This window comes from Klebsiella sp. AqSCr (assembly GCF_008452795.1).
Lineage (GTDB): Bacteria > Pseudomonadota > Gammaproteobacteria > Enterobacterales > Enterobacteriaceae > Klebsiella > Klebsiella pneumoniae.
Genome location: NZ_MJDM01000005.1, coordinates 2067647 through 2088561 on the forward strand (window position 1 = coordinate 2067647; position 20915 = coordinate 2088561).

Consider the following 20915-nt stretch of genomic DNA (forward strand, 5'->3'; position numbering starts at 1 on the left):
CATAACCTGAGGGATCTGTAATGAAAAAAATCAGCTTACCGAAGATCGGTATTCGTCCGGTAATCGATGGTCGTCGCATGGGGGTCCGCGAGTCGCTGGAAGCGCAAACCATGAACATGGCGAAAGCCACCGCCGCGCTTATCAGCGAGAAACTGCGCCACGCCTGCGGCGCCCGGGTGGAGTGCGTGATTGCCGATACCTGCATCGCCGGTATGGCCGAGTCGGCCGCCTGTGAAGAGAAATTCAGCAGCCAGAACGTCGGCGTCACCATCACCGTCACCCCCTGCTGGTGCTACGGCAGCGAAACCATCGACATGGATCCGCTGCGCCCGAAGGCCATCTGGGGCTTTAACGGCACCGAGCGTCCGGGGGCGGTCTATCTGGCCGCGGCGCTGGCGGCCCATAGCCAGAAAGGGATCCCGGCGTTCTCCATCTACGGACATGACGTGCAGGATGCCGATGACACGTCGATCCCAGCGGATGTCGAAGAAAAGCTGTTGCGCTTCGCTCGCGCCGGCCTGGCTGTCGCCAGTATGAAAGGGAAAAGCTATCTGTCGCTGGGCGGCGTCTCAATGGGCATCGCCGGATCTATCGTCGACCACAACTTTTTTGAGTCCTGGCTCGGCATGAAGGTGCAGGCTGTCGACATGACGGAGCTGCGCCGGCGAATCGATCAAAAAATCTATGATGAAACCGAGCTGGAGATGGCGCTGGCGTGGGCGGATAAACACTTCCGCTACGGCGAAGATCAGAACGCTGAGCAGTATAAGCGCAATGAAACGCAGAGCCGCGCGGTGCTGAAAGAGAGCCTGCTGATGGCGATGTGCATCCGCGACATGATGCAGGGCAACCCGAAGCTCGCAGAAAAAGGGCTGGTGGAGGAGTCGCTGGGCTACAACGCCATCGCCGCCGGTTTCCAGGGTCAGCGCCACTGGACCGATCAATACCCCAATGGCGATACCGCCGAAGCGCTGCTCAACAGCTCTTTTGACTGGAACGGGGTGCGCGAACCGTTTGTCGTCGCTACCGAAAACGACAGCCTCAACGGCGTGGCCATGCTGATGGGCCATCAGCTCACCGGCACCGCCCAGGTGTTTGCCGACGTACGCACCTACTGGTCGCCGGATGCCGTTGAACGGGTCACCGGGCAGCCGCTCACCGGGCGGGCGGAGCACGGCATCATTCACCTGATTAACTCCGGCTCTGCGGCGCTGGACGGCTCCTGCCAGCAGCGCGACGCGCAGGGCAATCCGACGATGAAACCCCACTGGGAGATTGAGCAGAGCGAGGCGGATGCCTGCCTCGCGGCGACCGAATGGTGCCCGGCGATCCACGAATACTTCCGCGGCGGCGGCTTCTCTTCCCGCTTCCTGACCGAAGGCGGCGTGCCGTTCACCATGACCCGGGTGAACATCATCAAAGGTCTGGGGCCGGTGCTGCAAATTGCCGAAGGCTGGAGCGTAGCGCTGCCCAAAGCGATGCACGACCAGCTCGACGCCCGCACCAACTCCACCTGGCCCACCACCTGGTTTGCCCCACGCCTGACCGGCAAGGGCCCGTTCAGCGATGTGTACTCGGTGATGGCCAACTGGGGCGCCAACCACGGCGTGCTGACCATCGGCCACGTTGGCGCAGATTTCATTACCCTCGCCGCCATGCTGCGCATTCCGGTCTGCATGCACAACGTGGAAGCGGCGAAAATCTATCGCCCTTCCGCCTGGGCCGCGCACGGCATGGATATCGAGGGCCAGGACTACCGCGCCTGCCAGAACTACGGGCCGCTGTATAAGCGTTAACAGGTTGGTTTCGCCCGGAGGCGCAGGCTTACCTGGCCTACAGACGCGCGCGGTCTGTAGGCCGGATAAGCGCTGCGCCATCCGGCAATGTTGTTTCGGGAGTCACTATGAAGCAAGACGTTATCCTGGTCCTCGACTGCGGCGCCACGAACGTGCGGGCGATGGCCGTGGATCGACAAGGGAACATTATCGCCCGCGCCGCAACGGCGAACGCCAGCGACATCGCGGCGGAAAAAAGCGACTGGCACCAGTGGTCGCTGGAGGCCATTATGCAGCGCTTTGCCGACTGCTGTCGGCAGATCCATGACCAGCTGGCCTCCTGCACGGTGCGCGGCATTACCGTCACGACCTTTGGCGTCGATGGCGCGCTGGTAGATGAGAAGGGTGCCCTGCTGTATCCGATCATCAGCTGGAAATGCCCGCGCACCGCGGCGGTGATGGAGAAAATCAGCCAGTATATGCCCGCGCGCCAGCTGCAGCAGATAGCCGGCGTCGGCGCGTTTGCATTCAACACCCTGTATAAGCTGGTGTGGCTGAAAGAGAACCACCCGCAGCTGCTGGCGCAGGCCCATGCCTGGCTGTTTATTTCATCGCTGATCAACCATCGGCTGACCGGGGAGTTCACCACCGACCTCACCATGGCGGGCACCAGCCAGATGCTCGATCTCCGGCAGCGCGATTTCAGCGCGCCGATCCTGCAGGCGACCGGCCTGCCGCGCCGCCTGTTCCCGCGGCTGGTTGAAGCAGGCCAGCCGATCGGCGCCCTGCTGCCGGAGGCCGCTGCGCTGCTGGGCCTTCCCGTCGGGATCCCGGTTATCTCGGCCGGGCATGACACCCAGTTCGCTCTGTTTGGCGCCGGCGCCGGGCAGGATGAGCCGGTGCTCTCCTCCGGGACCTGGGAGATCCTGATGGTACGCAGCGCGCAGGTCGACACCTCGCTGCTCTGTGACTACAGCGGCTCCACCTGCGAGCTGGACAGCCAGCCGGGCCGCTATAACCCGGGGATGCAGTGGCTGGCCTCCGGCGTGCTCGAGTGGGTGCGCAAACTGCTGTGGAGCGCTGACACCCCATGGCAGACGCTGATTGACGAAGCGCAGGGGATCCCGCCCGGCGCCCAGGGCGTCAGGATGCAGTGCGACCTGCTCGCCAGCCAGCACGCCGGCTGGCAGGGCGTCACGCTCAACACCACCCGCGGCCATTTTTACCGCGCCGCGCTGGAGGGGTTAAGCGATCAGCTGGCGCAGCATCTGCAAACCCTGGAAAAAATCGGCGGCTTCAGGGCGAAAGAGCTGCTGCTGGTGGGCGGCGGCAGCCGCAACGCGCTATGGAACCAGATCAAGGCCAACCGACTCGGGATACCGATCAAAGTCCTCGACGATGCCGAAACCACCGTGGCCGGCGCGGCGATGTTTGGCTGGTATGGCGTGGGCGAGTTCTCTTCGCCAGAACAGGCCAGAGCGCAGGTCGCGTACCGCTACCGCTATTTCTGGCCGCAAACTGAACCTGAACTGATAGAGGAAGCCTGAGATGCTCAAAACCATTTCCCCGCTGATATCGCCGGAACTGCTGAAAGTGCTGGCCGAAATGGGCCATGGGGATGAAATCATTTTTTCCGATGCCCATTTCCCGGCGCACAGCATGGGGCCGCAGGTGATCCGCGCCGATGGCCTGCGAGTCAGCGATCTGCTGCAGGCGATTATCCCGCTGTTCGAATTAGACAGCTATGCGCCGCCGGTGGTGATGATGGCCGCCGTCGAAGGCGATGCGCTCGACCCGACGGTGGAACAACGCTATCGGCAGGCGCTCTCAGCGCAGGCCCCCTGCCCGGATATCGTGCGGATTGACCGCTTTGCCTTCTACGACCGGGCGCAAAAAGCCTTTGCGATCGTTATCACAGGAGAGTGCGCTAAGTACGGAAATATCCTTTTAAAAAAAGGAGTCACGCCGTAATCTCATGCCGGAGCGTCTGCCTGATGCAGACGCTCAATCAATGATGGGATGAGAATAAATGAAAGCAGCCCGCCAGCAGGCGATCGTCGATCTCCTGATCACCCACAGCAGCCTGACCACCGAAACGTTGTCAAAACAGCTCAACGTCAGCAGGGAAACTATTCGCCGCGATCTGAGCGAGCTGCAGGCGCAGGGCAAAGTGCTGCGTAACCACGGCCGGGCCAAAGTGATCCACCAGCGCAGCCAGGACAGCGGCGATCCTTTCCACATGCGCCTGAAAAGCCATTACGCGCATAAAGCCGACATCGCCCGCGAAGCGCTGGCCTGGATTGACGAAGGGATGGTGATCGCCCTCGATGCCAGCTCCACCTGCTGGTATCTCGCCCGCCAGCTGCCGGACCGCCCGCTGCACGTCTTTACCAACAGCCAGCCCATCTGCCAGGAGCTGGCCAAACGCGACCAGATCACGCTCACCTGCTCCGGCGGCACTCTGCAGCGGAAATATGGCTGCTACGTGAACCCGGCGCTGATTTCCCAGCTGAAATCGCTGGAGATCGATCTGTTTATTTTTTCCTGCGAAGGCATCGACCCGCAGGGCGCGCTGTGGGACTCCAATGCGTTCAATGCCGACTTCAAATCGATCCTGCTTAAGCGGGCGGCGCAGTCGCTGCTGCTGATCGACAAAAGCAAGTTCAACCGCTCCGGCGAGGCGAGGATTGGTCATCTGGATGACGTGACGCATATTGTGTCGGATGCGCCGCAGCCTTAAGGGGAAGGCCGGAGGATGCGCACGCGTCTCCGGCCTGAGGGGGAAGGATTAACGCTCGTCGCGACGTCCGCCGACGGCGGCCCACAGGCGGCGCACGTGAACGGTCACCTCTTCACGATCGTGATACAGCTGACGCGCCTGGATCTGGGCGTTAACGCCGTGCTCGTCCAGCTGGGCCTGAATATAGGCCAGATTCTGCGACACCTCTTCATAGCGCTTTTTCATCGGCAGCTTGAGGTTGAAGATGGTCTCCCGGCACCAGCCGTTGACCAGCCACTGCGCCATCAGCGCCGCCACCTTCGCCGGTTTCTCCACCATATCGCAGACCATCCACGAGATGTTGTTGCGGTTCGGACGATAGCGGAAACCGTCTTCGCGCAGCCAGGTCACCTGGCCGGTATCCATCAGGCTCTGGGCCATCGGGCCGTTATCGACCGAAGAGACCCACATGTTGCGCTTCACCAGCTGATAGGTCCAGCCGCCCGGGCAGGCGCCGAGATCGACGGCATACATGCCGTTCGCCAGACGCTCGTCCCACTCGTCCGCCGGAATAAAGACGTGGAACGCCTCTTCCAGCTTGAGGGTGGAACGGCTCGGGGCGTCGGAGGGAAACTTCAGCCGCGGAATGCCCATATAGAACGGTGAGTTGTTGTTGCTGTATGAGTAGCCGGTATAGCAGCAGCCGGGTGCGATAAAGAACACATGCACCACCGGTCGCTTTGGCGTTTCATAGTTGGTCAGCACGCCCGCCTCGCGCAGCGCCGCGCGTAACGGCACCGTAAACTTGCGGCAGAACTTCATCAGCTCTTTGCTTTCGTTGGTATCCGCCACTTCCACACGCAGCTCGCCACCCTTCTCCACCACGCCCTGCAGCATGCCGACGATCGGGGTTATGCGATCCTCCGGCGGCAGGTCGCGCAGCAGTTCGCCGACCACAAACATCTGACGGGCGAAAATCAGCGAGCTGAACGGCAGATCGCGCACCAGCTTCTCGCCGTCGTCCTGCTGATAACCTTCAAAAATTACATAGCCAGAGTCTTCTTTGACCCGGGCAAAACCAAACACCTCAAGGCGGGCTGCCTTATCGGTAATTTCTGCTGCGCACTCTTTCTCAAAACCAGGGCGACAATAGAGGACAACCTTATTCATGAACAACGCCCTTACGTTTCAGACGAATTGCACCAATTAACATTAAAACCCAACCGGCGAGGAAGCTTACGCCGCCCACCGGGGTCACGAACGCCCACAGACGTAAATGAGAGAGCGCCAGACAATAGAGGCTGCCGCTGAACAGCACGGTCCCTAACGCCAGAAATACGCTGCTCCAGTAGAACCAGATACTGATCCGACGCTGCATCGCCACCGCCAGACCAAAAATCGCCAGGGTATGGAAGGCCTGATACTCCAGGCCGGTATGGATCCAGGCCATCTCCGCCGCACCGAGCGATTGACTTAAGACATGCGCGCCAAAGGCGCCCAGAGCCACAAAGATAAAGCCGCTAATCGCGGCGAATATCAGCATAAAACGGCTGGTCATGTTGTTACCCTACAAGTAATTATTGTTCATAACGAAAGCGGAATTTTTCTTGTTCACTTGCCGCTTTCGCCAGGATCCACTGCCGGAAAGCGGCTATTTTACCCAGTTCTGCCTGACTGTCATGGCAAACAAGGTAAAACGCATTCTTACTGACCAGAACATCATTAAACGGACACACCAGACGACCGGCTTCAATTTCGGACTGCGCCATGACGTTGTTGGCCAGCGCCACGCCCTGCCCGTGAATGGCCGCCTGCAGCACCATCGCGCTATGGCTGAAAATCGGCCCCTGCTGCACATTAATATGGCTTAGACCAAGCTGACGGGTATAAGTTTGCCAGTCGCGGCGGGACGCATCGTGAAGCAGGGTATGTTGCGCCAGATCGGCAGGCGTTTTCAATGCTTTGTCGCCGGTGAGCAAGAGCGGGGAACAGACCGGCAGCAGATACTCGGCGTACAATTTTTCCACACGCAGGCCCGGCCAGTTGCCGCGACCATAAAAAATCGCCACATCGACATCGTCCGCCAGCTTATCCTCCTGACGGTCCACCGCCTGGATCCTGACGTCGATTCCCGGATAAGCTGAGTTAAAGCTTGTGAGTCTTGGCACCAGCCACTGAATGGCGAAACTTGGCAATAAACTGACCGTTAATGCCCCTTTGGCGCTGCGCGCCTGCAGTTTACGCGTCGCTTCCGTCAGTTGCGAAAAAATCTCTTTAATATCCTGAAAATAGCTCTGCCCTTCTTCCGTTAACAGCAGCGAACGATTGCGCCGACGGAACAGCTTAAGGCCCAGAAAATCCTCGAGAGACTTGATTTGATGGCTGACTGCGGCCTGCGTCACAAAAAGCTCATCGGCTGCCCGAGTGAAGCTGAGATGACGTGCGGCTGCATCAAAAACACGTAATGCATTCAGAGGTGGTAATCGCTTCGACATGGTTATTCTGGCTTAGATGTTAACTCAATTTAACAAATAGGAAACAATGATTAACCTATTAGTTTTTTTTATCTGAGCCATTATAAATTGTCCGTTGAGGTTCTACCAGCAAATACCTATAGTGGCGGCACTTCCTGAGCCGGAACGAGAAGCTTTTTTTGGAATGCGTGTTCCATCAAGCTTTTGGCTTACGGTTGTGATGTTGTGTTGTTGTGTTTGCAATTGGTCTGTTTTTGCAGACCCTGGTAGCAAAGCTACCCCTTTTCACTTCCTGTACATTTACCCTGTCTGTCCATAGTGATTTAATGTAGCACCGCAACGCGCGGTGCTTTTTTTTGCCTTTTTACTGCCTTACTCGTCCAGTTCACCCAGTTGTTTCACGTCAGAGCGATTGATCTGCTGTTTGTTGCCCCACGCGTCTTTATACGAGATCATGCCAGTGTCATTATCGGTTTGCGGTTTCCCGTCGGTAACGATGGTCCGCCCATCGTTGGTATGCATCACATAGTTAGAGGAACAGGCGCTCAGGCCTAAAGTCAGCATACAGGCAGAGATAATCGCAGCGGCCTTAGTCATTTTCATTCTTCTCTCCTTACGGCTATTTATACTATTCGTAACTCGTTAAGTAATAGGTTAAAACACAAACCCAACACTTTTCAGCATAACCCTCTTTGACCGACGTGGAGTCACATTCGGACAATTCCACAGGACGCAGAGACCTTGTCACGCCCGGCAAATTGCGCGACGATCGCGGTATTGATACGAGGAATTCCATGAACGCATTCAACCCGGCGCACTTTCGCGCGCAGTTTCCGGCTCTGGCCGATGCCGGCGTCTATCTCGACAGCGCGGCGACAGCGCTCAAACCGCTGGCGGTGATCGACGCCAGCGACCAGTTTTATCGCCTGAGCGCCGGCAATGTCCATCGCAGCCAGTTCGCCGCCGCCCAGCGGCTGACCGAGCGCTACGAGGCGGCCCGCGATCGCGTGGCGGCGTGGCTTAACGCCCCGTCCGGCAAAGATATCGTCTGGACGCGGGGGACCACCGAGGCCATCAATATGGTGGCGCAGAGCTACGTCCGGCCGCGCCTGCAGCCTGGCGATGAAATTATCGTTAGCGAAGCCGAGCATCATGCCAACCTCGTGCCCTGGCTGATGGTGGCCGGGCAGACCGGCGCCAGAGTGGTCAAACTGCCGCTTGGCGCCGACCGTCTGCCGGATATCGCCAGCCTCAGCGCGCTGATTACCCCGCGCAGCCGGGTGCTGGCCATCGGCCAGATGTCCAACGTCACCGGCGGCTGCCCGGACCTGGCCCAGGCTATCCGCCTTGCCCACGCCGCCGGGATGGTGGTGATGGTCGATGGCGCCCAGGGGGCGGTGCATTTCCCCGCTGACGTGCAGGCGCTGGATATCGATTTTTACGCCTTTTCCGGCCATAAGCTGTATGGCCCGACCGGGATCGGCGCCCTGTACGGCAAAAGCGAGCTGCTGGCAGCGATGTCGCCCTGGCTCGGCGGCGGGAAAATGATCGCCGAGGTCAGCTTTGACGGCTTTACGCCGCAGCCGGCCCCCTATGGCCTCGAGGCCGGTACGCCGAATGTCGCCGGGGTTATCGGCCTCAGCGCCGCGCTGGAGTGGCTGGCGCAGAGCGATATCGGCCAGGCGGAAAACTGGAGCCGCAGTCTGGCGAGCCTGGCGGAAGAGGAACTGGCGAAACGGCCGGGCTTCCGCTCTTTCCGCTGCCAGCAGTCAAGCCTGCTGGCCTTTGAATTTGAGGGTATTCATCACAGCGATCTGGTGACGCTGCTGGCGGAGTCCGGCATTGCCCTGCGCGCCGGACAACACTGCGCCCAGCCGCTGCTGGCGGCCTTAGGGGTCAGCGGCACCCTGCGGGCCTCTTTCGCCCCCTACAATACCCAAGACGATGTTGCGGCGCTGGTCCACGCGGTGGATCGCGCCCTGGAAATTCTGGTGGATTAATGACAACTCTGCACCCCTTCGGCACAACCATTACCGACGCTACGCTGCGCCAGATCTTCGCCCCGCTGAACCAGTGGGAGGATAAATACCGTCAGCTGATTTTATTGGGCAAAAAGCTGCCGACGCTGACCGACGAGCGCAAAGCGCAGGCCCATGAGATTGCCGGCTGTGAGAACCGCGTCTGGCTGGGCTATGAGGAGGACGCCGAGGGCAGGCTGCACTTCTTTGGCGACAGCGAAGGAAGGATTGTGCGCGGTCTGCTGGCGGTACTTTTAACCGCCGTGGAAGGAAAAACCCGCGCCGGGATCCTGGCGCAGGATCCGCTGGCGCTGTTCGACGAGCTGGGGCTGCGCGGCCAGCTCAGCGCCTCGCGCAGCCAGGGCCTCAGCGCCCTGAGCGAGGCGGTGCTCGCCGCCGCCCGCGAAAGGTAATCTCCCGATTTCGCTTTCCCGCCGCCGCGCCCGGTGGGCAAACTACTTTCCGGCAGCCGCAGCGTCACGCTGCGCTTTCGCCAGCATCTTCTTCAGGGCATGCGACACCGCGACGAAGCCGAAGGTCGCGGTCACCATCGTCGCCGCGCCAAAGCCGGAAGCGCAGTCCATCCGCTTCGGCCCTTCCGCCGTGCTCTTCATTGCGCAGACGCTGCCGTCCGCCTGCGGGTAGACCAGCGCTTCCGTAGAGAAGACGCAGTCTACACCGAGCTTACCTTTGCTGTTTTTCACCACCCCAAACTGGCTTTTCAGCCGCTCGCGCAGTTTGGCCGCCAGCGGATCCTGGATGGTCTTCGCCAGGTCAGCGACCTGGATCTGCGTTGGGTCAATCTGACCACCCGCCCCGCCGGTAGTCACCAGCGGCACCTTGTAGCGGCGACACCAGGCGATAAGCGCCGCTTTCGGCCGGACGCTATCGATCGCGTCGATAACATAGCTAAAGCCGACGCCAAGATATTCCGCCACGTTTTCCGGGGTCACGAAATCATCCACCACCGTCACCCGACACTCCGGGTTGATGAGACGAATACGCTCCGCCATCACCTCCGCTTTCGCCAGCCCGACGTTGCCGCTGAGGGCGTGGATCTGACGATTGGTGTTGGTGACGCAGACATCGTCCATATCGATAAGGGTGATCGCCCCGATGCCGGTCCGCGCCAGCGCTTCCGCCGCCCAGGAGCCGACCCCGCCGATCCCGACCACGCAGACGTGGGCGTCGGCAAAACATTGCAGCGCTTTTTCACCATATAAACGTGCCGTACCGCCAAAACGCTGGCGCCAGGCATCGCTGATTACAACAGACATAGAACCTCAGAACAAAATGACAGCGCCCGGAGGCCGCCGCAAGCGGCGTCATCCGGGCGCCCTGGTCAACAGGCACGGCCAGGGGGGTTAGCCGCTAAAAACATTCCCCGCGCCCGGGGCGTTTTTCAGCACCCATACGCGGCCGTAGTGGTTATACCAGCCGGCACGGTGGCCCGCGTCAGGCCCAATGCCCTGATAGATGTCGAAATGCTGACCTTTGATGGCCCCGCCGACGTCGAGGGCGACCATCAGGCGCAGTTCGTACTGGCCGTTAAACTTGCCGTTATTATCCAGCAGAGGCACCTCGGCCAGCAAGGTGGTTCCTGGCGGAATAATCGACCGGTCGGAGGCCACCGAGGCGCGGCCGATCAGCGGCACAGCGCTGGCCCCTTTCACCGGCGCGAAAGACTGCGGTTTAAAGAACACGAACGACGGGTTCTGCTCCAGCAGCTCGCGCACTTCCGCTTCGCTGTGCTTTTCACCCCACTCGCGGATCGCCTGCATCGACATATCTTCTTTCTTCACTTCCCCGCGGTCGATTAGCACTTTGCCGATGCTGCGATAGGGCCAGCCGTTTTTCCCGGCATAGCTAAAGAAGTTGAGCGGCGAACCATCGCCAAAGTCGATATAGCCGCTGCCCTGCACGTCCATGATGAAGTTATCCATCAACGAGTTGCTGTACGCCAGCACATAGTTATCGCTCAGCGCGCCGGCATAGATGCTGGCGCGGGAAGGCAGCTTACCGCGCTTTGGCGGCATACGGTAAATGGGGTACTGGAATTCGCCCTGACGGGTGTGGCGCGCCTGCACCACCGGCGTGTAGTAGCCGGTAAACTGGACGTTGCCATAGTTGTCGACGCCCTGCATCTGCCAGGCGTCGATGCCAAACTGGCGCAGCGTACGGGTGTCGCCGCCGGCGCGCAGCCACTCCTGCAGCGCGTTATAGACGTTGCTCTGGCTATTATAGAGGCGTGGCGAGGCGTTACGAATTTGATTAACCTGCTCGGAGAAGTCGCCGGCGTTGATCGGCGCCCCGACGGCATCCGGCTGGTTTACCAGTGAAAACGGCTGGGTGAACTTGCCATCGCTATATTGCTGACCGCGGTCGGTCGGTTTTGAGGAACAGGCGGCGAGCATGGCCAGCATTGCCCCCGTCGCTACATATTTTGCCCAACGTCCTTTCATGGTGTCTCATCTTTTGCTGCGAAGCCTTAGTGCGTGTTGAAGATAACAAAGCGCCGGAGCTATTGAAATGCGCGATCTCATCGATGGCACAGATTTGTGTAAAAAAACACCACAACGTGGCGTTTTATAAGCCAATTCTTACAAAAATGTCGATTTGGTCGAAAAAAGGTTGCATCATCTCGCTAGCGGAGTATAGTGCGCTTCCACGGACGCGGGGTGGAGCAGCCTGGTAGCTCGTCGGGCTCATAACCCGAAGGTCGTCGGTTCAAATCCGGCCCCCGCAACCAACATTACAAACACCCTCAAGGGTGTTTTTTTGTTTCTGCCGCCAGCAAAACCTCTGCCGAAAACGGGAACGGCCATTGCCGCCCCCATCTCCTGCTTACCCCTTCGGTAACACAATATTGCTTGCCGCCAGCATGCCCATGCGATGGTACATCGCGCAGGCCGCCTCGACGATCGGCATCGCCAGCGCCGCGCCGCTGCCTTCTCCCAGACGCATGCCCATATTGAGATACGGTTCGAGACCCAGGTGCGCCAACGCGATACGCGCCCCCTTCTCCGCCGAATAGTGGGACGGGATCAGATACGGTTTCACCTCCGGCGCTATCTGACACGCCGCCAGCGCCGCCGCGTAGGAGAGAAAGCCATCCAGCACCACCGGCAGCCCACAGGACGCCGCCCCCAGCATGACACCGGTCATCCCCAGCAGATCGAAACCACCGACTTTGCTCAGTACGTCGAGGCCATCATTCGGGTCGGGCTGATTGACGGCGATAGCCCGCCGCACCACCTCCACCTTGTTGCCAACCTTCGCCAGCGGCAGATTGGCGCCAATCCCGACCACCTCCTGCGCATCGCTGCCGGTCAAAACGCTGACGATCGCTGCCGCCGGCGTGGTATTGGCCATCCCCAGTTCGCCGACGCCAAACAGGGTAACGCCCTCCTGGGCCAGCGCGCGGGTGTAGCGCATCACCTCCAGCAACAGCTCCTGCCCCTGCTCACGGCTCATCGCCGGACCGCGGGCAATATTGCCGCAGCCCCGCGCCACCCGCATATTCACCACGCCGGGGAGCGGTTCGCTATCGATACCGACATCAATTACATGCACTTTCGCCCCGGCCTGGGCGGCGAGCACGCAGACGCCGGTGGTGCCGCGGGTCATATTTGCCGCCTGGATGGCGGTGACCGCCTTCGGCGAAATCGCCACCCCTTCGTCCCACACTCCATGGTCGGCGCACATCACCAGCAAGGCCTTTTTCGCCACCTGCGGCTGGCCGCCCAGGCCGGGCATTCCCGCCAGCTGCACCGCCAGCGCCTCCAGACGCCCGAAGCTGCCGGGGGGCTTGAGTAAGCCGTCGATGTGTTGCTGTGCCCGCGCCATGGCGTCGGTGTCCGGCGCGGGGATCGCCCGCAGAACCGTGTTTAAATTTTGCATACAGAATCCCTGCCAGGGCTGGCCCGGTCAGCCAGCGATTGAGTTATTTGATTTTGACGCCGATGCCGGAGACCACCAGCCAGACCGCATCCGCCGCGGCCGCCAGGCGCTGATTAACCCGCCCGGCAATATCGCGAAAATGCCGCGCCAGGCGGTTCTCCGGCACAATGCCCATCCCCACCTCGTTGGTCACCAGCACGACGTGCGCCGGACAGCGCTGACAGGCGGCAATCAGCACGCCAATTTCGTCATCAATAGCCCGTTCCATGGCGGCGTAATCCCAGCCGTCGGGGTCGCTGTCGCCGCCGAGCGCGAACAGCAGGTTGGTGACCATGGTGGTGATGCATTCCAGCAAAATCGCCTCCGCTGGGGCGATAGCCGGAGTGATCAGTTCATCAAGCTGCTGCCAGCGCTCGGCGGTGCGCCAGTGGGCGGGCCTGCCGTCGCGATGATGCTGGATCCTTGCGGCCATCTCGTCGTCAAAGATTTGCGAGGTGGCGATATATAACACCTGCGGCGCATCGGCAATCAGCGCCTCGGCATGGCGACTTTTGCCGCTGCGCGCGCCGCCGGTAACCAGAGTCAGCATAGGGGCTCCTGATGTTGGCGCATGATGGCGTAAATTTTATCGATGGCGATATGTTCGCGCATGGCCTCGGCCAGCCGATCAAACTGCCGGGTTTTATAGCGGGCATACTCCAGGGCGCTGTCCAGCGGCGCCAGCCCTTTGCGCTGGCGCAGGCCGTTGAGCAGCGCCCGGGTAAAGGCATCGCTGTCGAACAGGCCATGGAGATAGGTGCCGAACGCCAGGCCGTCGTCGCTTATCGCCCCGTCGTCCACTGCCTGCCCCGCTTTATGCAGCTGCAGCAGCGGCGGGCAGCCTGCCTCGCGGCGCGTCTCGCCCATATGAATTTCATAGCCACTGACGCGCAGCCCCGCCGCGTCGGCTAACCAATCCGGGAGCGCAGACCCCAGGGTCGCCTGCACCTGGGTGGTGGTTTTGTGCTGGGCGAAGTGGGTCACGGTCTTCAGCACCCCCAGCCCGGGCTGGGCGCCAAGGCCAGACTCCACCTCATCGATAATGGTTTCGCCCAGCATCTGATAGCCGCCGCAGATCCCCAGCAGCGGCACCTTGCGCTGCCGGGCCTGCTCGACCGCGTGCGCCATGCCGCTCTCGCGCAGCCAGCACAGATCGCCGAGGGTATTTTTACTGCCCGGAAGAATGACCAGGTCGGCGTCGGCCAGCGCCTGCGGATCGCGGACATAGCGCACCCGGACGTCTGGCTGTGCCGCCAGGGCGTTAAAGTCGGTAAAATTGGCAATATGCGGCAGGTGAACCACGGCGATGTCGATATCGCGCCGGTCGGTGCGATGGTATTTCCCGGCCTGCAGCGCGACGCCGTCCTCATCCTCGAGATCCACGTCAAGCCATGGCATAACGCCCAGCACCGGCACCCCGGTCAACGCCTCGATTTGCTCTATCCCGGAGCGCAGGAGCGCCACATCGCCGCGGAATTTATTGATGATCACCCCTTTCACCCGCGCCCGCTCCTGAGGCTGCAGCAGCGCCAGCGTGCCGTAAATCGCGGCAAACACCCCGCCGCGGTCGATATCGGCCACCAGGATCACCGGGCATTGCGCCATCTCGGCCATGCCCATATTGACGATATCGCGGTCGCGCAGGTTAATCTCCGCCGGACTGCCGGCGCCTTCCAGCACCAGCGCCTCATACTCTCCGGCCAGGCTCTGGTAGACCGCGAGGATCTGCTCGCGCAGGCGCGGCTTGTACTGGTGATAGCTCATCGCATCCATGCTGGTCGCCACCTGCCCCATCAGCACCACCTGCGCCTGACGGTCGCTGGTGGGCTTGAGCAAAATCGGATTCATGCGGACATCTGGCGCAATCCCGGCCGCTTCGGCCTGGAAAATCTGCGCCCGGCCCATCTCTTTGCCATCCGGCGTAATGCCGGAGTTCAGCGCCATATTCTGTGATTTAAACGGCGCGGTACGCAGCCCATCCTGATGAAAAATGCGGCACAGTCCCGCCACCAGCACGCTTTTCCCCACGTCGGAAGCCGTGCCCTGCAACATCACTGCCAGCGTCATGACGCCTCCTTTATCGCGCCTATCGCGTTGTTGTGCATCCGCTGAAAAAACTCCGCCTCGGTTTTACACAGCGGCAGCCCCAGTTCGCTATGAAGTTTCACCAGCCACGGCTGCGTCAATCCCGCCCTGTCCATCGTCTCCGCGCAGGCAAATACCTCGCCGGGATCCCCCGCGGCCAGTACTTCGCCGTGACGCAGCACGTAAACGGCGTCGCTCACCTCATAGATCAGATCGATATCGTGGCTGGAGATCACCACGCGCCGCCCCTGCCCGACAATGCGGCGGATGATGGCGATCATCTGCGCCCGCCCGCGTGGATCGAGGCCCGCGGTGGGCTCGTCAAGCAGCAGGTAGCGCGCCTGCAGCACCAGCGCCCCGGCGATTGCCACCCGTTTTTTCTGCCCATGGCTGAGGCACTGGATCGGCTGCTGGCGAAACCCCTGGGCATCGACGAGGGTCAACGCCTCATCCACCCGGCGGGCGATCTCCTCTTCCGCCACCCCGAGGTTACGCAGACTAAAAGCGATATCGCTGTCGATATCGGTATAGAATATTTGCTGGTCCGGATCCTGAAATACCGTCGCCACCTGCTGGCGCAGCGCCAGCAGACCGCGCTTGCTGTAATTCAGCGCCTCTCCCTGCCACAGCACCGCCCCCTGCTGCGGGCGCAGCAGGCCGCTCAGGTTCATAAACAGCGTCGACTTTCCGCAGCCGTTGGCCCCCACCAGGCCGGTCACCGCATGGCGGGAAAAATCCAGCGTCAGCCCTTTAAGTACCGGCTCATCCTGATAGCGAAACCAGAGATCGGTTGTGGCAAGCATACTTATCCTTAGAGGTGAAAATCACCCTGGTACAATTTGATATCCAGCGCCGTGCTCATCTGCTGATAGCGCAGGAGGACGCGGGTGAACAGCAGTCCCACCAGCATCGCCAGCGAGCGATAGCCCTGCGGCACGCTACCATAGCCAAAACGCAAAGTTTGCGCGCGGTGAATCGCCATCGCCTCGTCTAACAGAATAAAAATGAAGCGCCAGGTCAGCAGGATCTGCTCCGTCAACAGTCGCGGTACGCGACCGCGCTTGAGCAAGATAATCAACTGGGGGAAAGGCAGATTAAGCACCAGCCAGAGCATGGCCGCCATCGCCGCCAGGCTGCGCCAGAAGGTCTCCCCGGCCACGGCCAGCCCCGGGGCGGAAATCCCTATCGAGAAAGCGCCCAGTCGGATGCTGGCTAACAGCATCTGCGGGTCGCGGCTGACGCTGAACACAATGGTCAGCACGCCGACCAGCAAAAAGCCAAAGGGTAGCGCCATCCAGCGGCACCAGCGCCAGAATGAGACCCGCAGCAGCCAGCAGGTCAGCGCGGCGGTCAGCGCCAGCGTCAGCGCCTGGCCCCACGCCGGCAGCGTAAAGGCCAGCGCCATCAGCAGTAGCCAGAGCAGAAACTTACGCTCTGGCGCCACCTGCAACCAGCGGCTCTGGTAGCTGAGTCGGTCAAACCCGGTCATCACGGCGCTGTCTGCCCCTCGCATATCCGAGAATGTAAAAAATCACCGCCGCGCCCAGCGAGCCCTGCAGGGTAAACAGCAGGCTCTCAATCTCGCCGCTCGCCGGTTCATATAGCGGCTGGAACCAGGGTTGATAATCCGGCGCCACCACCTGGATCTGGCTCTCCGCTTCGCCGTCCGAGCCGCCAAACTCGCCGCCGTGGTTAATAAAAAATGGCAGGATCATCAGGGCGGCCACCATCGCCAACAGGATCAGGGTCTTTTTCATATTAATGTCCCTCCGCGGCGATCAGTCGCCGTTTGGTTAGCTGATCGTAGATCATCACGGTGAGCAAGCCTTCCGCGATGGCGATCGGGATCTGCGTCAGGCAGAAGATGCCCATAAACTTGGCGATCGATCCGCCTGCCCCGGTTGCCGGATCGGGAAAGGCCACCCCGAGCTGGACGGAGGTGACAAAGTAGGTCATCAGATCCGCCAGCATGGCGCAGAGAAAGACCCCGACATCGCGACGGATCCCCGCCCGACAGGCCAGCTTCCACACCAGATAGCCGACCATCGGGCCGATCACCGCCATCGACATCCCGTTGGCGCCAAGGGTGGTCAGGCCGCCATGCGCCAGCAGCAGCGCCTGGAACAGCAGAACGATCGCCCCCAGCACCGCCACCACGCCCGGCCCGAAGAGGATCACCGCCAGACCGACGCCGGTCGGATGCGAGCAGCTGCCGGTCACCGACGGGATCTTCAGCGCCGAAAGAACAAAAATAAACGCCCCGCAGAGGGCCAGCAGCACCTTCTGATTGCTCTCTTCCTGGACGATACGCCGCAGGCGCACCAGGCCGTACCACAGGCAGGGTAAAAACAGCAGCCACCACGCCAGCGCCCACATCGGCGGCAAAAAGCCCTCCATGATATGCATGGCGAACGCCTCCTGCGGGACGATGATCAGCAGAACAGCGGCCGCCAGCCCCCCATACGAAAGCTGCTTCAGCGATTTCACCTGATTCATTACGCCTCCTCCCACTGTTTGTTAACCAGAATGGTCGAGAAATAGGGCAGCGGCTGGTCATCGCTGACCTCGCGCAGACGGCGCCAGCACTGCTCGCCCGGCAGGGTGGCCTCTGACATCATCAGCGCCGCATCCAGCAGCCCCGCCTGCGCCAGCAGCGCCTTAATGCGGGCGAAGCGGCCGTAGACTTTCATCAGTACCAGACTGTCATGCTGGCGCAGCGCCGCGGCAATGTCCGCTTCCGGCGCGGTGCAGGAGATCACCGCCAGCGACTGCTGCTCCATGGCCAGCGGGGTTTTCGCCCGCGCGGCAATGGCGGCGAAGGAGGTAACGCCAGGGACAATCTCCAGCCAGTCCGGGCAGCCAATCCGCTGCAGCAGAAAGACCCAGGTGCTGAACAACATGGCGTCGCCGAGGGTGATAAACCCGACCTGCCTGTCCGCCGCCACCTCCTGGGCCAGCGCCGCGGCAACGTCGTTCCACACCGCCTCTTTTTCCGCGCTGTCGGCGCTCATCGGAAAATGGCAGCAGCGGACCTCCGTGTGTGCGCCCAGGTACTCGCGTACGATGGAGAGCGCCAGGCTGTCGCCGCCTTTGCGGCCGGCTGGCGCATACAGCACATCCAGCTGGCCGAGGATCCGCGCCGCACGCACGGTGATCAGATCGGCCGCCCCCGGCCCGCTGCTCAGGGCGTATAGTTTGCCGCTCATGCTGCTTTCTCCATCGTGTCGTTCAGCGCCTGCTGCAGATGGGCGACAAACATCGCCCGCACCGCCGGATTCTCCCCTAATCCGTTAAGCCACGGCGTGGCGGGGATACCGGCGGCATTGAAGCGGGTTTTCCACGAATCGTCTTCGTCGGAGGCCATATCATTAATGGCATGATCGCCGGCCACCAGCATCAGCGGCATCAGATGCACGCCGGTCACGCCCTGGCGGGAGAGTTCGTTAATGACGATGTCCACTTCGGGATAGCTTTCCACCGCCCCCACCCGCGCCGGAAAACCCTGCACCGCCATCATATGATCCAGACAGGCGTAGGCCGCGAAGGCGTGGTGGCTGGCGCCGTGCCCCATAAACACCACTCGCTCCGTCGCCGCCAGCGGCGGCATCTGCTGGCGCAGGGCCTGCATCAGCTGCACATAATCGCCATGACCGCTCAACAGCGGCGCGCCCAGCGTCAGACGCTGAAAGCGCGGGCGCATACTCTGCACTTCGCGAACGATCTTCTCGTACTCGTCGCCGTTGATAATGTGCAGGGACTGGATAGCCACATCCTGGTATCCCTGCTCGGCCAGCTTTTGCAGAGCCTGCAGCGGAGTATCGATATGAATACCATCGCGCTGCTGCAGTTTGCGAATAATCATCCCCGAGGTGAAGGCGCGGAACAGCGTGCGGTCCGGGCAGCTGGCGGCCAGATCGCGCTCGCAGGCGGCGATGTTCTTTTCGCGGGTGTCGTGATAGCTGGTGCCAAAGCTCACCACCAGAAGTGCTTTTTTCATATCCTCTTCCTCAAGTCGCCGACAGCCAGCGCGTCAGCCGCGCAGTGAAATCGGCCTGGCTTTGCAGTAGTTCATCGCCCGTCACCAGCGGCGCCGGACGGGTAATGACGATGCAGGGGATCCCCGCATCAAGACAGGGTTGTACTTTTTCCTGATAGCCTCCTTCCGCCCCCGAGGCTTTCGTCACCACAACATCGGCCCGGCACTGGCGATAAAAGGCGGCGTTAAATTCGGCGCTGAACGGCCCGCAGAGGGCGAAGATCTCCCCGACGCCAAACCCCAGATCGCTACAGTGCTGAACCACCTCCGGCACCGGCAGCACCCGGGCGAGCAGCGTTTTCTCCGCCAGTCCCGCCCGCCAGGCCGCCAGATCTTTGCTGCCGGTGGTCAGCAGGATCCGCTCGCCGAGGCGACGAGCCACCGCGCAGGCCTCGTTCAGATCGCCGACCACGTGAAGTAACGGATGGCGCAGATCGCTCAGCTGCTCCGGCCTTTGATAGCGGCTGAGCAGAACCCCGACGCTGGCGCAGGCGCGCACAATATTTTGGCTGACCACCTCGGCGTAGGGGTGAGAGGCATCGATCACCCAGCGGGTGCGCTGCGCTCTGAGCCACTCCGCCATCTGCTGCCACTCCATACGCCCGCAGCGTATCTGCCCGCGGATATCGCCGGCCAGCCGCTCGCCGGTAGGGGTTGCCACCGACAGGGTGTAGCGCACGTCGGCGGCGTCCAGCTGCTGGCAGATCGCCCGCGCATCGCTGGTGCCCCCGATAACCAGCACGTCGCCGTGATTCACAGCGCGTAGCCTCGCGGGGTGATCATCAGGCCGTTGTCGATGTAAGTCGCTTTGTTGCCAACGATCACCAGACTGGTCATATCCACTGGGGCAAAATCCATCTCCCCGAGGGTGGTCAGCCATTTCTCCTGCTTTTTGCGTCCGGCGGATTTGACTACGCCGACCGGCGTATCTGCGCTTTTACTGGCCGCCAGCAGCGCAAAGGCGCGCGCCAGATGTCCTTCGCGGCCGCGGCTGCGAGGGTTGTAGAAACAGATAACGAAGTCCGCTTCCCCGGCGGCGACTATGCGTTTTTCAATCACCGGCCAGGGCGTCAGCAGATCGCTAAGGCTGATATGGCAGAAATCATGCATCAGCGGCGCGCCGAGCAGCGAGGCGGCGGCGATACTGGCCGTCATCCCTGGGATCAGACGGACCTCAATGTCCAGCTGCTGCTTATTAACCAGCTCCAGCACCAGCCCCGCCATGCCGTAGATGCCGGCGTCGCCGCTGCTGATCAGCGCAACGTTGTGCCCGGCCTGCGCCAGCTCGATGGCCGCCTGGCAGCGCTCAATCTCTTTGCACATGCCGGTTTTGATCACCTGCTTGTCGCCGGTAAAGGCTTTCACCAGGTGGGTGTAGGTCTTGTAGCCCACCACGATCTCTGCCGCCTGCAGGGCCTCCACGGCTTCCATGGTCATCATCGCCTGCGAGCCAGGGCCAATTCCGATTACGCTTAACATCAGTGTGTTACTCCCAAAGTAATGGTCACGCCCTGCTCACGCAGGGTTTCGCCTGACAGGTTTCCCTGACTCAGCAGCCAGGCCACCGGGCCGGAGACGCTGCCGACGCCGACCGTCTCCCGGACAAAAGACGAGGCCGGAAAGCGGTGCTCGTGCTCGCGCAGCGCCTCGGCGCTAAAGGTTTCGAACGGCACCCGGCAGCGGTGAGCCAGCTGGCGCAACCCCGGCTCGTTTGCCTTCAGGCTCACGCTGCCGATCGCTTTCAGCGCCAGCGGGTCAAGACGCTGAGCGGCAAGCTGGCGATCCAGCAACGTACTGAGCAGCGCGCAGGGGGTGTCGCGCCGACAGCCGATCCCCGCCACCACCCGCTGGGGCACCAGCTTCCAGTGA

At 61.4% G+C, this 20915-nt stretch carries 24 protein-coding genes and 1 tRNA gene; 7 read left to right on the forward strand and 18 right to left on the reverse strand.

What is annotated here, in order from left to right:
* The first annotated feature begins 20 nt into the window (after positions 1–20).
* The 4 genes from fucI (at position 21) to fucR (ending at position 4515) form a co-directional block, all read left to right on the forward strand.
* Entirely contained in the window at positions 21–1796 is a 1776-nt protein-coding gene (gene fucI, locus BHE81_RS14030) for an L-fucose isomerase (protein ID WP_023301522.1), read from the forward strand.
* A gap of 107 nt (positions 1797–1903) precedes the next feature.
* Positions 1904–3322: an L-fuculokinase gene (fucK, locus tag BHE81_RS14035; protein ID WP_023342619.1), complete on the forward strand. Its 1419-nt coding sequence runs from the start codon at positions 1904–1906 to the stop codon at positions 3320–3322.
* A 1-nt stretch (position 3323) separates the two neighbouring features.
* A complete protein-coding gene (gene fucU, locus BHE81_RS14040; protein ID WP_002915538.1) occupies positions 3324–3746 on the forward strand; it encodes an L-fucose mutarotase in 423 nt (140 codons plus the stop codon).
* A gap of 58 nt (positions 3747–3804) precedes the next feature.
* Positions 3805–4515 carry an L-fucose operon activator gene (gene fucR, locus BHE81_RS14045; protein WP_004142883.1) on the forward strand — a complete coding sequence of 237 codons (711 nt, stop codon included), beginning with the start codon at positions 3805–3807 and terminating at the stop codon, positions 4513–4515.
* A gap of 48 nt (positions 4516–4563) precedes the next feature.
* Here the strand turns inward: fucR and rlmM are convergent, their stop codons facing one another.
* From rlmM to BHE81_RS14065, 4 genes are all read right to left on the reverse strand, one after another.
* Positions 4564–5664, reverse strand: a complete 1101-nt coding sequence (rlmM, locus tag BHE81_RS14050) for a 23S rRNA (cytidine(2498)-2'-O)-methyltransferase RlmM (RefSeq protein ID WP_002915541.1) — start codon at positions 5662–5664, stop codon at positions 4564–4566.
* Positions 5657–6052 carry a DUF423 domain-containing protein gene (locus BHE81_RS14055; RefSeq protein WP_002915543.1) on the reverse strand — a complete coding sequence of 132 codons (396 nt, stop codon included), beginning with the start codon at positions 6050–6052 and terminating at the stop codon, positions 5657–5659. The genes rlmM and BHE81_RS14055 overlap by 8 nt, the downstream gene beginning before the upstream one ends.
* Before the next feature lie 19 nt (positions 6053–6071).
* Positions 6072–6989: a glycine cleavage system transcriptional regulator GcvA gene (gene gcvA, locus BHE81_RS14060; protein WP_002915545.1), complete on the reverse strand. Its 918-nt coding sequence runs from the start codon at positions 6987–6989 to the stop codon at positions 6072–6074.
* A 351-nt stretch (positions 6990–7340) separates the two neighbouring features.
* Positions 7341–7565, reverse strand: a complete 225-nt coding sequence (locus BHE81_RS14065) for a YgdI/YgdR family lipoprotein (RefSeq protein ID WP_002915549.1) — start codon at positions 7563–7565, stop codon at positions 7341–7343.
* Between the two features lie 197 nt (positions 7566–7762).
* Here BHE81_RS14065 and csdA point away from each other — a divergent pair, with 197 nt between their 5' ends.
* Both csdA and csdE read left to right on the forward strand, forming a co-directional pair.
* The gene (csdA, locus tag BHE81_RS14070; protein ID WP_004174604.1) at positions 7763–8968 is read left to right on the forward strand and encodes a cysteine desulfurase CsdA; all 1206 of its coding nucleotides are present in this window, start codon (positions 7763–7765) and stop codon (positions 8966–8968) included.
* Positions 8968–9399: a cysteine desulfurase sulfur acceptor subunit CsdE gene (gene csdE / locus BHE81_RS14075; protein ID WP_004142894.1), complete on the forward strand. Its 432-nt coding sequence runs from the start codon at positions 8968–8970 to the stop codon at positions 9397–9399. The genes csdA and csdE overlap by 1 nt, the downstream gene beginning before the upstream one ends.
* A gap of 42 nt (positions 9400–9441) precedes the next feature.
* Here csdE and tcdA read toward each other — a convergent pair whose 3' ends face one another.
* Positions 9442–10263 carry a tRNA cyclic N6-threonylcarbamoyladenosine(37) synthase TcdA gene (gene tcdA / locus BHE81_RS14080; protein ID WP_004174602.1) on the reverse strand — a complete coding sequence of 274 codons (822 nt, stop codon included), beginning with the start codon at positions 10261–10263 and terminating at the stop codon, positions 9442–9444.
* An 87-nt stretch (positions 10264–10350) separates the two neighbouring features.
* A complete protein-coding gene (gene mltA, locus BHE81_RS14085) occupies positions 10351–11448 on the reverse strand; it encodes a murein transglycosylase A (RefSeq protein WP_002915579.1) in 1098 nt (365 codons plus the stop codon).
* A 210-nt stretch (positions 11449–11658) separates the two neighbouring features.
* Here mltA and BHE81_RS14090 point away from each other — a divergent pair.
* A tRNA-Met gene (locus BHE81_RS14090) sits at positions 11659–11735 on the forward strand.
* A gap of 95 nt (positions 11736–11830) precedes the next feature.
* On the opposite strand, the gene cobT is transcribed toward BHE81_RS14090, so the two are convergent.
* The 12 genes from cobT to BHE81_RS28770 form a co-directional block, all read right to left on the reverse strand.
* Complete coding sequence (cobT, locus tag BHE81_RS14095; protein WP_020802369.1) at positions 11831–12886, reverse strand: nicotinate-nucleotide--dimethylbenzimidazole phosphoribosyltransferase; 1056 nt, start codon at positions 12884–12886, stop codon at positions 11831–11833.
* A gap of 43 nt (positions 12887–12929) precedes the next feature.
* Complete coding sequence (gene cobU / locus BHE81_RS14100; protein ID WP_002915611.1) at positions 12930–13475, reverse strand: bifunctional adenosylcobinamide kinase/adenosylcobinamide-phosphate guanylyltransferase; 546 nt, start codon at positions 13473–13475, stop codon at positions 12930–12932.
* Entirely contained in the window at positions 13469–14992 is a 1524-nt protein-coding gene (locus BHE81_RS14105) for a cobyric acid synthase (RefSeq protein WP_023159325.1), read from the reverse strand. Before BHE81_RS14105 ends, cobU begins: the two co-directional genes overlap by 7 nt.
* A complete protein-coding gene (locus tag BHE81_RS14110; protein WP_002915614.1) occupies positions 14989–15813 on the reverse strand; it encodes an energy-coupling factor ABC transporter ATP-binding protein in 825 nt (274 codons plus the stop codon). The genes BHE81_RS14105 and BHE81_RS14110 overlap by 4 nt, the downstream gene beginning before the upstream one ends.
* A gap of 8 nt (positions 15814–15821) precedes the next feature.
* A complete protein-coding gene (locus BHE81_RS14115; protein WP_023286832.1) occupies positions 15822–16499 on the reverse strand; it encodes an energy-coupling factor ABC transporter transmembrane protein in 678 nt (225 codons plus the stop codon).
* On the reverse strand, positions 16486–16767 hold the full coding sequence (locus BHE81_RS14120) for an energy-coupling factor ABC transporter substrate-binding protein (RefSeq protein WP_002915619.1): 282 nt from the start codon (positions 16765–16767) through the stop codon (positions 16486–16488). Before BHE81_RS14120 ends, BHE81_RS14115 begins: the two co-directional genes overlap by 14 nt.
* Position 16768: 1 nt before the next feature.
* On the reverse strand, positions 16769–17506 hold the full coding sequence (gene cbiM, locus BHE81_RS14125; protein WP_004143926.1) for a cobalt ECF transporter S component CbiM: 738 nt from the start codon (positions 17504–17506) through the stop codon (positions 16769–16771).
* A complete protein-coding gene (locus BHE81_RS14130; protein ID WP_023286833.1) occupies positions 17506–18216 on the reverse strand; it encodes a cobalt-factor II C(20)-methyltransferase in 711 nt (236 codons plus the stop codon). The genes cbiM and BHE81_RS14130 overlap by 1 nt, the downstream gene beginning before the upstream one ends.
* Positions 18213–19007 carry a sirohydrochlorin cobaltochelatase gene (gene cbiK / locus BHE81_RS14135; RefSeq protein WP_004174588.1) on the reverse strand — a complete coding sequence of 265 codons (795 nt, stop codon included), beginning with the start codon at positions 19005–19007 and terminating at the stop codon, positions 18213–18215. The genes BHE81_RS14130 and cbiK overlap by 4 nt, the downstream gene beginning before the upstream one ends.
* A gap of 10 nt (positions 19008–19017) precedes the next feature.
* Complete coding sequence (locus BHE81_RS14140) at positions 19018–19803, reverse strand: cobalt-precorrin-6A reductase (protein WP_002915627.1); 786 nt, start codon at positions 19801–19803, stop codon at positions 19018–19020.
* The gene (locus BHE81_RS14145; protein WP_004143930.1) at positions 19800–20525 is read right to left on the reverse strand and encodes a precorrin-3B C(17)-methyltransferase; all 726 of its coding nucleotides are present in this window, start codon (positions 20523–20525) and stop codon (positions 19800–19802) included. The genes BHE81_RS14140 and BHE81_RS14145 overlap by 4 nt, the downstream gene beginning before the upstream one ends.
* Positions 20525–20915 (reverse strand): cobalamin biosynthesis protein (locus BHE81_RS28770; protein ID WP_187439157.1); only part of this gene is annotated, 391 nt, incomplete at its 5' end. The genes BHE81_RS14145 and BHE81_RS28770, both read right to left, overlap by 1 nt.

Coding starts and splice junctions, on each gene's coding strand:
- fucI (WP_023301522.1), top strand. CDS start 21: ATGAAAAAAATCAGCTTACCGAAGATCGGTATTCGTCCGGTAATCGAT.
- fucK (WP_023342619.1), top strand. CDS start 1,904: ATGAAGCAAGACGTTATCCTGGTCCTCGACTGCGGCGCCACGAACGTG.
- fucU (WP_002915538.1), top strand. CDS start 3,324: ATGCTCAAAACCATTTCCCCGCTGATATCGCCGGAACTGCTGAAAGTG.
- fucR (WP_004142883.1), top strand. CDS start 3,805: ATGAAAGCAGCCCGCCAGCAGGCGATCGTCGATCTCCTGATCACCCAC.
- rlmM (WP_002915541.1), bottom strand. CDS start 5,664: ATGAATAAGGTTGTCCTCTATTGTCGCCCTGGTTTTGAGAAAGAGTGC.
- BHE81_RS14055 (WP_002915543.1), bottom strand. CDS start 6,052: ATGACCAGCCGTTTTATGCTGATATTCGCCGCGATTAGCGGCTTTATC.
- gcvA (WP_002915545.1), bottom strand. CDS start 6,989: ATGTCGAAGCGATTACCACCTCTGAATGCATTACGTGTTTTTGATGCA.
- BHE81_RS14065 (WP_002915549.1), bottom strand. CDS start 7,565: ATGACTAAGGCCGCTGCGATTATCTCTGCCTGTATGCTGACTTTAGGC.
- csdA (WP_004174604.1), top strand. CDS start 7,763: ATGAACGCATTCAACCCGGCGCACTTTCGCGCGCAGTTTCCGGCTCTG.
- csdE (WP_004142894.1), top strand. CDS start 8,968: ATGACAACTCTGCACCCCTTCGGCACAACCATTACCGACGCTACGCTG.
- tcdA (WP_004174602.1), bottom strand. CDS start 10,263: ATGTCTGTTGTAATCAGCGATGCCTGGCGCCAGCGTTTTGGCGGTACG.
- mltA (WP_002915579.1), bottom strand. CDS start 11,448: ATGAAAGGACGTTGGGCAAAATATGTAGCGACGGGGGCAATGCTGGCC.
- cobT (WP_020802369.1), bottom strand. CDS start 12,886: ATGCAAAATTTAAACACGGTTCTGCGGGCGATCCCCGCGCCGGACACC.
- cobU (WP_002915611.1), bottom strand. CDS start 13,475: ATGCTGACTCTGGTTACCGGCGGCGCGCGCAGCGGCAAAAGTCGCCAT.
- BHE81_RS14105 (WP_023159325.1), bottom strand. CDS start 14,992: ATGACGCTGGCAGTGATGTTGCAGGGCACGGCTTCCGACGTGGGGAAA.
- BHE81_RS14110 (WP_002915614.1), bottom strand. CDS start 15,813: ATGCTTGCCACAACCGATCTCTGGTTTCGCTATCAGGATGAGCCGGTA.
- BHE81_RS14115 (WP_023286832.1), bottom strand. CDS start 16,499: ATGACCGGGTTTGACCGACTCAGCTACCAGAGCCGCTGGTTGCAGGTG.
- BHE81_RS14120 (WP_002915619.1), bottom strand. CDS start 16,767: ATGAAAAAGACCCTGATCCTGTTGGCGATGGTGGCCGCCCTGATGATC.
- cbiM (WP_004143926.1), bottom strand. CDS start 17,506: ATGAATCAGGTGAAATCGCTGAAGCAGCTTTCGTATGGGGGGCTGGCG.
- BHE81_RS14130 (WP_023286833.1), bottom strand. CDS start 18,216: ATGAGCGGCAAACTATACGCCCTGAGCAGCGGGCCGGGGGCGGCCGAT.
- cbiK (WP_004174588.1), bottom strand. CDS start 19,007: ATGAAAAAAGCACTTCTGGTGGTGAGCTTTGGCACCAGCTATCACGAC.
- BHE81_RS14145 (WP_004143930.1), bottom strand. CDS start 20,525: ATGTTAAGCGTAATCGGAATTGGCCCTGGCTCGCAGGCGATGATGACC.